Below are 12,483 nucleotides of genomic sequence, written 5' to 3'. Positions count from 1 at the left end.
CGCGCAGGAGAATGAATATGAGAAGAGTGTTGGCAATTGGCGCGGTGTTGGTCGTGCTGGCGTTTCTGGCGGTATCCCTGATGCTGGTATACCGGACCGATGGCGACAGCGACAAATACGCTCAGTGCAAGAACTCTGCCGTGGCCGGTGGTGCCGAATTGGGCGGGCCGTTCGAACTGGTGAACGCCCAAGGCCAGACCGTGACGGACGCGGATGTGATCACCGAGCCCAGCCTCGTTTACTTTGGCTATACCTTCTGCCCGGACGTCTGCCCGCTGGATGTGGACCGGAACGCCCGCGCCGTGGATGAGCTGGAGGCGCGTGGTATGTCCGTGACGCCGGTGTTCATTTCCGTCGATCCTGCCCGCGATACCCCTGAAGTTGTTGGTGATTTCGCCGCCAACATGCACCCCAAGATGATCGGTCTGACCGGATCTCCCGCACAGGTCAAAGCAGCAAGCGATGCCTACCGCACCTATTACAAGGCGCATGAGGATGAAGGCGATGACTACCTCGTGGACCATTCGACCTTTAGTTATCTGGTGATGCCGGGCGAAGGTTTCGTCGATTTCTTCCGCCGCGATGTCCCGCCAGAGCAGCTGGCCGACAAGGTCGCCTGCTTTGTGGAACATCAGTAAAAGTTTGACCAAGCTAGGCCACCGCCACATATCTGGATAAAGTCCCGGTACAACATTCAACCAGCGGAGCATGATATGGTTCAGGAAAATGCGCTTGATCTCGGCGAGGATCGGTCCCTCCTTCTGGTGGATGATGACGAACCGTTTCTGCGACGCCTTGCCAAGGCGATGGAGAAGCGCGGCTTTGACGTAGAAACCGCCGGTTCCGTCGCCGCCGGTGTGGCCATCGCGACCGCGCGGCCCGCGGCCTATGCGGTGGTCGATCTGCGGTTGCAGGACGGCAACGGGCTGGATGTGGTCGAGGTGCTGCGCGACAAACGCCCCGATGCGCGGGTTGTGGTGTTGACCGGCTACGGTGCCATCGCCACCGCCGTCGCCGCGGTCAAGATCGGTGCGACAGATTACCTGTCAAAACCCGCTGACGCCAATGACATCGTGAACGCGCTGCTGGCCTCGGGCGATGACATGCCGCCGCCTCCGGAAAACCCCATGAGCGCGGATCGTGTGCGGTGGGAACATATCCAGCGTGTCTACGAGCTTTGCGATAGAAATGTGTCCGAAACGGCGCGGCGGCTGAACATGCACCGCCGGACCCTGCAGCGCATCCTGGCAAAACGGTCCCCGCAGTAACGCGCTACACGTCGTAGCGTTTGCTGATCTTGTCCACGACCTGACCCGAGGCAAGCGCGACCCCTTCGTCATAGTGCCAGTCGCGAAACCCGCGGCTTTGGTAATAGGTCAACCCGCCGTGGTTGTCGGCGCGGATCGTGGCGTTGATCCAGACATAGCCCAGCCGTGCCGCTGCCTGAGCGGTGGCATCAAACAGCGCTGACCCGATGCCCAGACCGGTACGACCAACCTGCACAAAGCTCGCGATGTCGCAGGCCTCGGGCGGCAGATCGGGGTGCGGGCTGATCCACTGGAACCCGACGACGTTCTCCTGATCGTCCAGCGCCACATGCCACGCGCTTTGATCGGCGTTGCTGGACATCCATTCGGTCAGATCCTTGCCGGTGACAGGGCGGGTCATCGCCGTGGTGCCCCCGATGGTGATGATCTCGTTCAGCAGCTGCGCCATATTGCCGGCATCCAGCGCGATTGGCGGGCGGACCTTGACCATCACAACGCGCCCAGCAAATCCAGATGCCGCGCGGTGAAGTCATTGCGCGTTTCCACCGGCGGGCGCAGCATGATCGACAGCCCCTCCATCAGATCGGGCTTGGGTCGGCCAAAGAACTTGGACGCCTCTGCCTCCGAGAAACCGGCGATCTGCGTCGCCTCCATCCAGGCGCTGACCTTATCGGCGCGCTTGATCTGCTGCTTGACGGATTTCGGCAGCGCCGCAGGTAGGCCAAAGCGGATATGGATCGCGGACATCAACCGGTCATCCAGCGCACCATATTCCGGCCCGACCGCCGCCTTCACCGGAGAGATCATATCGCCGATCACATATTCCGGTGCATCATGCAGCAGCGCGGCCAACCGCCACTTTGGCGGGGCCTTGGGGTTCATCCGGCCGTAAATCGTCTCGACCAGCAGCGAATGTTCGGCCACGGAATAGGCAAAATCCCCCCGCGTTTGCCCGTTCCACCGCGCGACAAAGGCCAGCCCGTGGGCGATATCCTCGATCTCTATATCGACCGGCGTCGGGTCTAGCAGGTCAAGCCTGCGACCGGATAACATACGTTGCCATGCACGGGATTGCTGCGCCATTCTATTGCTCTGCCTTTGACACGTGGAACATTTGCGGGTTTCGCCGTGTTCTTCCCACGAAGGAGACGATCATGAAACCTGTTATTTCTGCTCTCACACTCGCACTTGGCCTCGGGACCGTGGCCGCACCCGCAATGGCAAGCGATGTCTGCATGCCCGCGCAAGAACTGAAGGCGTCGCTGGTGGATTGGTACGGCGAAACACCGGTTGAAGGACAGGACGACGGCGCGGTGCAAATCTGGGCCTCGGATGACACGGGCACATGGTCTGCTGTAAAGACCCTGTCGAACGGGATGGCCTGCGTCACCGCGCAGGGGGCAAACTGGATGGCGGGGATGACCACGGACGAGATGATCGTCGCCTCGGCAGAGTAACCGTTTCGTGTGACGCTTGACCGCCACCGTTGAGATCACCGCATCAAAGTGCTACGGCCCTTTTCAAATATACGATACATAGCCGATCTTTTGAAAAGGGATGCCCCGATGGCCAACGATTACATCGTTAAAGACATTAGCCTTGCCGCCTATGGCCGCAAGGAACTTGATATCGCAGAAACCGAAATGCCCGGCCTGATGGCCTTGCGCGCGGAATACGGCGACAGCAAACCGCTGTCCGGTTCGCGCATCGTGGGCTCGCTGCACATGACGATCCAGACCGCTGTTCTGATCGAAACGCTTGTCGCATTGGGGGCCGATGTCCGTTGGGCGTCGTGCAACATCTTCTCGACCCAGGATCACGCGGCGGCGGCGATTGCCGAAGGCGGCACGCCTGTTTTCGCGATCAAGGGGCAATCGCTGGAAGAGCATTGGGATTATCTGGATAAATCCTTCCAGTTCCCCGACGGCCCGAACCTGATCCTTGATGATGGCGGCGATGCGACGCTGTACATCCTGCTGGGCGCCCGTGCCGAAGCTGGCGAAGATGTGATCCCCGTGCCGTCGTCGGAAGAAGAAGTCGCGATCAAGGCGCAGATCCAAAAGCGGATGGAGCAATCCCCCGGCTGGTTCACCAAGATGCGCGACCAGATCAAGGGCGTGTCCGAGGAAACCACCACAGGCGTCCACCGTCTGTATGATCTGGTGAAGCAAGGCCAGCTGCCCTTCCCCGCGATCAACGTCAACGACAGCGTCACCAAGTCCAAGTTCGACAATAAATACGGCTGCCGTGAATCGCTGGTCGACGGTATCCGCCGCGCGACAGACGTGATGATGGCCGGTAAGGTTGCTGTTGTCTGTGGCTATGGCGACGTTGGCAAAGGCTCTGCCGCATCGCTGGCCGGTGCCGGTGCCCGCGTGAAAGTGACCGAAGCCGATCCGATCTGCGCGCTGCAAGCCGCGATGGACGGGTTCGAGGTTGTCCTGCTGGAAGACGTGCTGGACAGTGCCGACATCTTCATCACCACCACCGGCAACAAGGACGTGATCCGCATCGAGCATATGCGCGAGATGAAGGATATGGCGATTGTTGGCAACATCGGCCACTTTGACAATGAAATCCAGGTTGCCGCGCTGAAGAACCACAAGTGGACCAACATCAAGGAACAGGTCGACATGATCGAGATGCCTTCGGGCAACCGTCTGATCCTGCTGTCCGAAGGTCGTCTGCTGAACCTTGGCAATGCCACCGGTCACCCGTCCTTCGTCATGTCCGCGTCTTTCACCAACCAGGTGTTGGCGCAGATCGAACTGTGGGAAAACACCGGCAAATACGAGAACAAGGTCTATATCCTGCCCAAGCATCTGGACGAGAAAGTCGCCCGTTTGCACCTTGATCGTATCGGCGTGAAACTGACCCAGCTGAGCAGCGAACAAGCCGCTTATATCGGCGTCACACCCGAGGGCCCGTTCAAGCCCGAACACTACCGCTACTAAGCCGGTTCATACCGTCTGACAAAACGCCGCCTTGCAGGGATGCAGGGCGGCGTTTTTCGTGGGTCAGGTGCCAAACGCGAAGCGTTCGACCTCGTGAAAACGTCCCTGCGCATCCTCGCCACAGAGCGTCAGACTATCGATGGTGAAGGGGGCAGGGGTATCCGATCCTAAATAGCGGTGCAGAGCCGTTTTTACGGGGTCGATCTGATCGGGCGCAAGCGGTCCGGTGAGGGTGATGTGAAAGCGGAAATACTCCATAATATGGGGGTATCCGTAGGTTTTGAGGTAAATCCGCTGCTGATCGGTCAGATAGGGGGCGTTCTTGCGCGTGAACTCCGCCTCTGACAGCGGCGCGCGGAAGGCGTCCAGCACCACATTGGCAGAGGCCGCAAGACTGCCAAGCGCGGTCGTGTCGCCCTGCGGCACCAGCGCCAGAAACCGCCCGATCTGCGACAGCGCCAGCCCATCCAACTGCACCGGCGCTTGCCCCTTGCAAAAGGCGGCGAGGCCTTCGGTCAGCTGTGCCGCGCTGGTGGCGTCGGCCAGAAAGAACGGCGCCTTGACCGTCCCGTGTAGCCCGTATTTGCGTGGTCTTTGGGTCAGCTTGGCAATATCAAGACCCGCGATATCGGGATGTGCCACAGCTTCGCCTGCCTGCACATCCCAGCCCAACCAGGCCGCGCCCCGCCGGGCGAAATCCCCCGGCGGCGGCGTATAGTAAATGGCGTAGCGTTTGAACATCTTGGGCCCCCTTATCGGTCAGCCTAGACCCCTAACAGCGCCATGTAACAGCTTAAAGATAGCGGTTAACCAGATTTTCCAGCGCTTCCTGACGGCCCGAGGCGGGCTGCGGGTTCAGCGCATCGGCTTTGACCTGCGCGTTGATCGTCTCCAGATCGCTGCTCAGCAGGCCTTGGCCGCGTTCAGAGCCCCAACCGGCATAGCGCGCGTCACGCGCCGCTTCGAGCTTGCCATCCTCCAGCATCGCGGCGGCGGCTTTCAGGCCCTTGGCACAGACATCCATCGCACCGACATGGGCAAGGATCAGATCCTCGGCGTCCAGCGACTGGCGGCGCAGTTTGGCGTCAAAGTTGGTGCCGCCGGTGGTGAAACCGCCCGCTTTCAGCACTTCGTAATAGGCCAGCGCGACTTCGGGGACGGAATTGGGGAATTGGTCGGTGTCCCAGCCTGACTGGTAGTCGTTGCGGTTCATGTCGATCGACCCGAAAATCCCAAGCGCCGAGGCCATCGCCAATTCGTGTTCGAACGAATGCCCGGCAAGAATGGCGTGACCCTGTTCGATGTTCACCTTCACCTCGTTCTCAAGCCCGTAGTCCTTGAGGAAACCATAGACGGTGGCAACGTCATAATCATACTGGTGTTTGGTCGGTTCCTGCGGTTTAGGCTCGATCAGGATGGCACCCTTGAAGCCGATCTTGCGGGCGTATTCGACGGACATCTGCAAGAAACGCCCCGCCTGTTCGCGTTCGCGTTTCAGGTCGGTGTTCAGCAGCGTTTCATAGCCTTCGCGCCCGCCCCACAGCACATAATTCTCGCCGCCCAGCTTATGGGTGACGTCGATACATTCCTTCACCGTCGCGGCGGCATAGGCAAAGATATCGGGGTCGGGGTTTGTGGCGGCACCCGACATATAGCGGCGGTTGGAAAACAGGTTGGCCGTGCCCCAAAGCAGCTTGGTGCCCGTCTGCTCCATCTTTTCGCCAAAGTAATCGGTGATCTCGTGCAGCCGCGCGGTGCTTTCGGCAAAGGTATCGCCCTCGGGGCGCACATCGGCGTCGTGGAAGCAGAAATACGGCTGACCGAGAATCTTGAACATATCAAACGCGGTGTCGGCCTTGGCGCGGGCGGCGTCCATCGTGGTGTCAAACCACGGGCGCAGGAAGGTCTGGCCGCCAAAAGGGTCGCCGCCTTCCCATGCGAAACTGTGCCAATAGGCAACGGCAAAGCGCAGATGCTCTGCCATCGTCTTGCCCATCAGCATCTCGTCGGGATTATAGTTGCGATAGGCGAAATCATGGTCCGCTTGCGGGTCGTAAGAGATCGTCGGGATGCCGTCGAAAAAGCTGGTCATGGGGATGGTCCTTCTTGTCTTAGCGCAAATGTTTTACGGCGCTATACGTGTCTGAATATCGGGCGTGGGCCTCTGAAAAGGCGTCTACCAGGGCTGGAACAGGCTCTATCACGCGGGAAATGGGGGGCGGCACGGCGATCTCGGCCCCGGCACCTGTGGCGGCCATACGACCCAAGCGCGCAGCCCCAAGGGCACCGCCAAAATCACCCGCGGCGGGCAGCTGGATCGGCATGTTCAGCGACGTGGCGATGGCCGACAGCCAATAGTCGGATTTAGATCCGCCACCGACGGCGATCAGGCTATCGATGTGGGTGCCGGTGTGCCGCATCGCGTCGAAACTGTCGCGCAGGGCGTGGGTTACCCCTTCCAGCACCGCGCGGGTCATGGCGGCGCGGTCGGTGTTATGGGCTAGATGCAGGAAACCACCCCGGATATTGGCGTCGTTATGGGGCGTCCGCTCGCCGCCCAGATAGGGCATAAAGATCGTGCGACCGGGGGCCTGTAGCGCGCCCAGATCAGAGGTGAGCGTCCGCGCGTCCTCGTTCAAAACACCGGCCAGCCAATTCAGCGAATCCGTGGCCGACAGGATCACCCCCATCTGGTGCCACAGGTCCGGCAACGCGTGGCAAAAGCTGTGCAGCGCGCTTTCAGGTGCCGCGGCATAGCCCGGCGTCGCGGCAAACAGCACGCCCGAGGTGCCAAGCGAGACGAACGCCTGACCCGGTTTCACCACACCCATCCCGATGGCCGAGGCGGCATTATCGCCGCCGCCCCCCGCAACGGGGATCCCCGCAGGTAGGCCCAGTTGCGCAGCGATAGAGCCGCTTAGGTGCCCTGACACCTGCGATCCTTCAACCAGTGATGGCATCTGTGCTCGCGTCAGGCCGGACCGTTCCAGCAAAGCATCGGACCAGTCGCGCGCGCCGGTATCCAGCCAGCTTGTGCCCGCGGCATCCGACATCTCTGACACCGCGTCGCCGGTCAGCCAGAAGCGCAGCGCGTCCTTGGGCAGCAACACCTTGTCGATCCGCGCGAAAATATCGGGTTCATGGTCGCGCACCCATTCCACTTTGGGCGCGGTGAAACCGGGGAACACGATGTTGCCCGTGACCGCGCGCCAGAGGGGGGCAGCATCCATCGCGGCGGCCTGTGCTGCGGCGCGGGTGTCGTTCCACAGCATACAGGGGCGCAGCGGCGTGCCCGCACCATCCAGCAGAGTCGCGCCATGCATATGCCCGCTAAGCCCGATGCCCTGCACGGCGGCCAGATCAACCCCCAGCCCCGCAATCGCGTCGGCGCAGGCGGTGAACCAATCGCGCGGGTCCTGTTCGACCCAGCCATCGTGGGGGCGCGACACCTGCAAGGGCGCCACGCTTTCCGCGATGATGTTTTCGGCGTCGTCCACCAGCAGGGCTTTCAGCCCAGAGGTGCCCAGATCAAGCCCCAGAAACATGGTTTTCCCCTTTGTCAGCGCCTATGCGGCGTCGCGCGCCTTGCCCATGATAATCATGCTCAGGATGTCATCCTCGGTCACGTCGCCGACCTTTTCGGTGCCGATCAGCGCACCGTTCTTCATCACCGACACACGGTCGCACAGCTCAAGCATCTCGCGGGTGTCGTGGCTGATCAGGAAGATGCCCAGCCCCTGGGCCTTCAGCTCTTTGATCAGATCGGCAACCATCTTGCTTTCATGCACCCCAAGGGCGGCGGTTGGTTCGTCCATGATCAGGATCTTGGCGTTGAAATAGACCGCGCGGGCGATCGCAACCGATTGCCGCTGACCGCCCGAAAGCGCCGAGACAGGCTCGCTTATCTTCTTAAAGTTGGGGTTGAGACGCGCCATGATCTTGCGGGTCTCTGCCTCCATCCGCGCATCATCCACGAGGCCGAATTTATTGGTCAGTTCGCGCCCCAGAAACAGGTTGCTGGGCGCATCAAGGTTATCGGCCAGCGCCAGCGTCTGGTAAATGGTCTCGATGTTGTGGCGGCGGGCGTCACGGGGCGAATGGATGCTGGCTTTCTTGCCCTCGATCCAGATTTCGCCCTCGTCCATCTGATAGGCTCCAGCGAGGATCTTGATCAGCGTGGATTTCCCCGCGCCATTGTGCCCCAACAGGCCGACGACCTCGCCCGGATACAGGTCCAGCGACACGTTATCGACGGCACGCACCCCCCCGAAGGACAGCGAGATATTCTTGAGCTCTACAAGCGGTGTCATGATTTCCCTCCCATACGGCGGCGATAGACGATGTCGATCCAGACGGCGAAAACAAGAACCGCACCGACGACGATGTTTTGCAGCGGTGCGTCAACGCCCACCATAGCCATGCCCGATTGCAGCGATTGCATGATCAAGGCACCCAGAATAGCCCCGTGGATCGTCCCTATACCGCCTGCCAGAGCCGTGCCGCCAATGACAGCCGCCGCGATGACACGCAGTTCGTCCAACGTGCCGATGTCGTTCGAGTGGTTGGTCAAACGGGCAGAGGCAACAACCGCGGACAGCGCCACCAGGGCCCCCATCAGGGCAAAGACCTTGACCGTCAGCAGACGGGTATTGATGCCCGACAGCTCCGCCGCGTCGGGGTTACCGCCCGTGGCAAAGATATAGCGCCCCAGCCGCGTGCGTTTTGCCATCACGGTCATGCCAATCGCCAGCGCGATCAGCAGCAATACCGAATAGGGGATGCCGTAAGACGCGGTATAGCCTTCGGGCATCACATCGCCACGGGCCTTGAACTCGCGCATCAGACGCGCGGTCGGAACCTCATAGGCGTTCAGGATCGCGACAAAGCCCAGAATGCCCACGGCGATGATCAGACCGACCAGCACCTCGGCCCAAACCGGTTTCACGTGAAACCCGTGGGTGACCTTGTTGCGGCGTGACGACCACAGCGCCCAAAGCGCCAGAACCACGGCGATCAGCCCGATGACCCAAGACCATGTCTCGCCCAGGGTTCCGTTGATTCCGCCGAACTTGCGGAAGGTTTCATCCAGCGGCCCGATGGTCTGACCGTCGGTCATATACCACGCCACGTTGCGCCAGATCAGCAGGCCGCCAAGGGTCACGATGAAGGCGGGGATCGTGAGGAACCCGATCAGCCAGCCCTGAAACGCGCCGATGATGGTACCAAACAGAAGGCCGACGACGATGGCGATCCAGGGGATCATCGGATGCCCCAGCCCCATGCCCAGCATACGCGGCAGGATATCGGTCTGGGTCATCGCCATCGCGGCAGAGCAGGTGGCCAGCATCGCGCCGACCGACAGGTCGATGTGACGGGTCACGATCACGAAGACCATACCGGTCGCCATAATGGCAACGCTGACCGTCTGGATCGTGAGGTTGAAAATATTGCGCGGCGTCAGAAAGCGCCCGTCGGTCAGCACGTTGAACACGAGGCAGACCAGAATGAACGCACCGATCATCCCTAACAGACGGGTATCGATTTCGAGCTGGCTAAGAAAAGAGCGCTTGGGCGCTGTCGGCGACGGATGTACATCTGCCCCGGTTTCGGTGGTCGTATCTGTCATGTGATTGGCTTCCGGATTGGGTCGCAATGTCAATCAGCGGGGCCGCAAAGCGCGGCAGCCGGGCTGAAGCAAACGGGTGGCACACCCCGCATCAGGGGCGGGGTGTGCGTTATGGTCTTAGTTACAGGCCGCGACGTCTGTCACGCCTTGGCACAGGGCTTCTTTCGAAATCCAGCCGGCGTCCAGAACCGCGTTCAGGTTGTCGATGGTGACAGGCACGGGGGCCAGAAACTTGGCCGACAGGGCTGTGCCCGCAGGGGATGTCCATTCCTGCGCGCCGTCCACGTCTGCCATCTCGGTGCCGCCGGCAAGGGCAACAGCGATTTCAGCAGCGTTCTTGCCCAGATCACGGGCGTCTTTCCAGACGCTGACGGTCTGCGTGCCCTTGGCAACACGGTTCAGCGCCGCGTGGTCGCCGTCCTGGCCGGATACGGGCGTGCCTTCCATGCCTTGCGCGGTCAGCGCGGCAACGGCACCGCCTGCTGTCCCGTCGTTGGAGGCAACAACCGCATCAACGTTGTTGTCTTGCGCGGTCAGGATCTGCTCCATGTTGCGCTGCGCGTTGGCGGGCAGCCAGCCGTCGGTATAGGCTTCGGCAACGATGGTGATATCGCCTGCATCAATCGCGGATTGCAGCACTTCTTGCTGGCCGCCGCGCAGGAAGTCGGCGTTCGGATCGGTGGGCGAGCCCTTGATCATCACATAGTTGCCCTTTGGCATCGCTTCCAGCACGGCACGCGCTTGCATACGGCCCACCTCGACATTGTCGAAGGTCAGGTAGAAGGCGCGGGGGTCTTCGATCAGACGGTCATAGCCCACAACCGGAATACCTTCGTCCGCGGCTGCGGTGATTGCGGGGCCGATGGCCTGGCTGTCTTGGGCAAGGATGATCAGCGCATCAACGCCTTGGGCGATCAGGCTTTCCACATCCGACAACTGCTTGGCCGACGACGATTGCGCATCGGCGCTGACATATTTCGCACCGGCAGCGTCCAGCGCGGCCTTGATCGCGGCCTCGTCTGTTTTCCAGCGCTCTTCTTGGAAGTTCGACCAGCTCACGCCGACGGTGATATCCTCGGCTGCTGCGGTCTGAGTGAAGCCAGCAGTGGCGACGGCCGCTGCCATAAAGAGTTTACGCATTTCTTTCCTCCCAGATGAAATGATCCGATGTCCTTGGTGGCATCGGTGACGTCGTAGTATGAGGTTGCGCACTTTAATTCAGTTGTCAAAATAAATTTTACATTATGACACAAAGAATTTGACACAGATTGGCAAAACACGGCTTATTTCCTGTGGGAGACAGAGGGATTAACCTGTTGCAGGGGAATTTCAAAATACATCGGGAGGATAAAGTTTGGCGAGCGAACTAATTCGCGACCTTGGGTCGGAGGGGTCAAAACTTGTGTCTTCAGGCTGTGGCCCGCTGCTGGCCTTGCCGCAGGATGATACACGCCCGCTGCGCCAACAGGTGTTTGAACAGGTCCGCGCGAACGGGCAGATGCCGCGCATGGATGTGGCGCGCAAGCTCAATATCAGCCCCGGGTCGGTGACCACCATCACCTCTGATCTGATCGCGCGCGGTCTGCTGCAAGAGGTAGAGGACAGCCAGCGCGGCCCCAGCCGTGGCCGCCCGCCCATTGCCCTGCGGGTCGCCCCGCAAAGCCGTTTCGTCGTGGGCATGAAGCTGTCGGACGAACGCCATACCGCGGTATTGCTGGATCTTGCCGGCACGATCATCGCCGAGGCCCATGTCGCCAGTGCGTCGCTGCGGCAGTCTACCGAGGATATGTTGACCGAAGTCAGTTCCCTCATGGACAGGTTGTTGCAGAAATCGGGGCGCGTGATGTCCGACATCAGCGCCGTGGGAATCGGCTTGCCCGGGCTGGTGGATGCGAGCCTCGGGATCGTGAAATGGTCGCCGGTGATGCTGGACACAGACATGCCGCTGCGCGATCTGCTATCGAAAACGCTGGGGCTGCCGGTGTCTTTGGACAATGACACCAACCTGCTGACGCTGGCCGAACTGTGGTTCGGGGCCGGTCGGGGGATTTCCAACTTTGCCGTGGTGACCATTGAACGCGGCGTCGGCATGGGGCTGGTGCTGAACAACCGACTGTTCCGCGGCGCCCTTGGCCCGGGGATGGAGCTGGGCCACACCAAGGTGCAGCTGGACGGTGCCCTGTGCCGTTGCGGGCAGCGCGGCTGTCTTGAGGCCTATGTCGCCGATTACGCCATTATCCGCGAGGCAGGCACCGCGTTTGAACGCGACCCGCGCGCCGAAAGCTCTGCCGTGTCGATGATCGAAACCCTGTATGACGAAGCGAACGCAGGCAACGAGGCCGCGCTGGCGATCTTTAACCGCGCCGGACGGTTCCTCAGCGTCGGGCTTGCCAATATCGTGCAGTTATTTGACCCCGAACGGATCATTCTCAGCGGCGAACGGATGCGCTATGACTATCTGAACGTTGACGATGTGTTAAGCGAGATGAACTCTATGATCCTACCCGCAGGCCGCGCGCCGACCCCTGTCGATATCCACGCTTGGGGCGGGTCCGTCTGGGCGAAAGGGGCCGCTGCACTGGCCCTGTCCGATGTGACCGACGCCCTGCTGGGGGAGAATGCTGCGTGATCCATC

13 protein-coding genes are annotated in these 12,483 nt (G+C 61.0%); 5 read left to right on the top strand and 8 right to left on the bottom strand.

All coding sequences use genetic code 11. The features are described from left to right. Positions 1 to 17 precede the first annotated feature (17 nt). Positions 18 to 638 (top strand): SCO family protein, encoded by a 621-nt coding sequence (locus tag C1J04_RS01745; RefSeq protein WP_174226592.1) that lies wholly within the window; start codon positions 18 to 20, stop codon positions 636 to 638. A gap of 75 nt (positions 639 to 713) precedes the next feature. After that, positions 714 to 1,268 (top strand): ActR/PrrA/RegA family redox response regulator transcription factor, encoded by a 555-nt coding sequence (locus C1J04_RS01740; RefSeq protein WP_009825693.1) that lies wholly within the window; start codon positions 714 to 716, stop codon positions 1,266 to 1,268. Positions 1,269 to 1,272: 4 nt separating this feature from the next. Here C1J04_RS01740 and C1J04_RS01735 read toward each other — a convergent pair whose 3' ends face one another. Beyond that, a complete protein-coding gene (locus C1J04_RS01735; protein WP_009825692.1) occupies positions 1,273 to 1,758 on the bottom strand; it encodes a GNAT family N-acetyltransferase in 486 nt (161 codons plus the stop codon). Beyond that, positions 1,758 to 2,351 (bottom strand): HD domain-containing protein, encoded by a 594-nt coding sequence (locus C1J04_RS01730; RefSeq protein ID WP_009825691.1) that lies wholly within the window; start codon positions 2,349 to 2,351, stop codon positions 1,758 to 1,760. Before C1J04_RS01730 ends, C1J04_RS01735 begins: the two co-directional genes overlap by 1 nt. Positions 2,352 to 2,422: 71 nt before the next feature. Between C1J04_RS01730 and C1J04_RS01725 the strand changes: the two genes are divergently transcribed. Both C1J04_RS01725 and ahcY read left to right on the top strand, forming a co-directional pair. After that, positions 2,423 to 2,725, top strand: a complete 303-nt coding sequence (locus C1J04_RS01725; protein ID WP_005850714.1) for a hypothetical protein — start codon at positions 2,423 to 2,425, stop codon at positions 2,723 to 2,725. Between the two features lie 108 nt (positions 2,726 to 2,833). Continuing rightward, positions 2,834 to 4,222, top strand: a complete 1,389-nt coding sequence (ahcY, locus tag C1J04_RS01720; RefSeq protein ID WP_009825689.1) for an adenosylhomocysteinase — start codon at positions 2,834 to 2,836, stop codon at positions 4,220 to 4,222. 63 nt (positions 4,223 to 4,285) lie between these two features. Here ahcY and C1J04_RS01715 read toward each other — a convergent pair whose 3' ends face one another. The 6 genes from C1J04_RS01715 to xylF form a co-directional block, all read right to left on the bottom strand. Then, on the bottom strand, positions 4,286 to 4,963 hold the full coding sequence (locus tag C1J04_RS01715) for a DUF1045 domain-containing protein (protein ID WP_009825688.1): 678 nt from the start codon (positions 4,961 to 4,963) through the stop codon (positions 4,286 to 4,288). Positions 4,964 to 5,015: 52 nt separating this feature from the next. After that, complete coding sequence (gene xylA, locus C1J04_RS01710) at positions 5,016 to 6,314, bottom strand: xylose isomerase (protein WP_009825687.1); 1,299 nt, start codon at positions 6,312 to 6,314, stop codon at positions 5,016 to 5,018. Between the two features lie 19 nt (positions 6,315 to 6,333). Then, positions 6,334 to 7,767, bottom strand: a complete 1,434-nt coding sequence (xylB, locus tag C1J04_RS01705; RefSeq protein WP_009825686.1) for a xylulokinase — start codon at positions 7,765 to 7,767, stop codon at positions 6,334 to 6,336. A gap of 21 nt (positions 7,768 to 7,788) precedes the next feature. After that, on the bottom strand, positions 7,789 to 8,532 hold the full coding sequence (locus C1J04_RS01700; RefSeq protein WP_005850705.1) for an ATP-binding cassette domain-containing protein: 744 nt from the start codon (positions 8,530 to 8,532) through the stop codon (positions 7,789 to 7,791). Next, a complete protein-coding gene (locus C1J04_RS01695) occupies positions 8,529 to 9,848 on the bottom strand; it encodes a sugar ABC transporter permease (protein WP_009825685.1) in 1,320 nt (439 codons plus the stop codon). Before C1J04_RS01695 ends, C1J04_RS01700 begins: the two co-directional genes overlap by 4 nt. 117 nt (positions 9,849 to 9,965) lie before the next feature. Beyond that, entirely contained in the window at positions 9,966 to 10,988 is a 1,023-nt protein-coding gene (gene xylF, locus C1J04_RS01690; protein ID WP_037942471.1) for a D-xylose ABC transporter substrate-binding protein, read from the bottom strand. Positions 10,989 to 11,250: 262 nt separating this feature from the next. On the opposite strand from xylF, the gene C1J04_RS01685 reads away from it, so the two are divergent. Next, the gene (locus C1J04_RS01685) at positions 11,251 to 12,477 is read left to right on the top strand and encodes an ROK family protein (protein WP_009825683.1); all 1,227 of its coding nucleotides are present in this window, start codon (positions 11,251 to 11,253) and stop codon (positions 12,475 to 12,477) included. Positions 12,478 to 12,483 lie beyond the last annotated feature (6 nt).

The organism is Sulfitobacter sp. SK025 (assembly GCF_003352105.1).
Taxonomy (GTDB): Bacteria; Pseudomonadota; Alphaproteobacteria; order Rhodobacterales; family Rhodobacteraceae; genus Sulfitobacter; species Sulfitobacter pontiacus.
The sequence above is the reverse complement of the archived record's forward strand: the minus strand, read 5'-3'. Positions and strand labels throughout refer to the sequence as shown.

Excerpts from the sequence above, each read along its gene's own strand:
- C1J04_RS01700 (WP_005850705.1), bottom strand. The coding sequence starts at position 8,532 with ATGACACCGCTTGTAGAGCTCAAGAATATCTCGCTGTCCTTCGGGGGG.
- C1J04_RS01745 (WP_174226592.1), top strand. The coding sequence starts at position 18 with ATGAGAAGAGTGTTGGCAATTGGCGCGGTGTTGGTCGTGCTGGCGTTT.
- C1J04_RS01725 (WP_005850714.1), top strand. The coding sequence starts at position 2,423 with ATGAAACCTGTTATTTCTGCTCTCACACTCGCACTTGGCCTCGGGACC.
- ahcY (WP_009825689.1), top strand. The coding sequence starts at position 2,834 with ATGGCCAACGATTACATCGTTAAAGACATTAGCCTTGCCGCCTATGGC.
- C1J04_RS01740 (WP_009825693.1), top strand. The coding sequence starts at position 714 with ATGGTTCAGGAAAATGCGCTTGATCTCGGCGAGGATCGGTCCCTCCTT.
- xylB (WP_009825686.1), bottom strand. The coding sequence starts at position 7,767 with ATGTTTCTGGGGCTTGATCTGGGCACCTCTGGGCTGAAAGCCCTGCTG.
- C1J04_RS01730 (WP_009825691.1), bottom strand. The coding sequence starts at position 2,351 with ATGGCGCAGCAATCCCGTGCATGGCAACGTATGTTATCCGGTCGCAGG.
- C1J04_RS01735 (WP_009825692.1), bottom strand. The coding sequence starts at position 1,758 with ATGGTCAAGGTCCGCCCGCCAATCGCGCTGGATGCCGGCAATATGGCG.
- xylA (WP_009825687.1), bottom strand. The coding sequence starts at position 6,314 with ATGACCAGCTTTTTCGACGGCATCCCGACGATCTCTTACGACCCGCAA.
- C1J04_RS01715 (WP_009825688.1), bottom strand. The coding sequence starts at position 4,963 with ATGTTCAAACGCTACGCCATTTACTATACGCCGCCGCCGGGGGATTTC.
- xylF (WP_037942471.1), bottom strand. The coding sequence starts at position 10,988 with ATGCGTAAACTCTTTATGGCAGCGGCCGTCGCCACTGCTGGCTTCACT.
- C1J04_RS01695 (WP_009825685.1), bottom strand. The coding sequence starts at position 9,848 with ATGACAGATACGACCACCGAAACCGGGGCAGATGTACATCCGTCGCCG.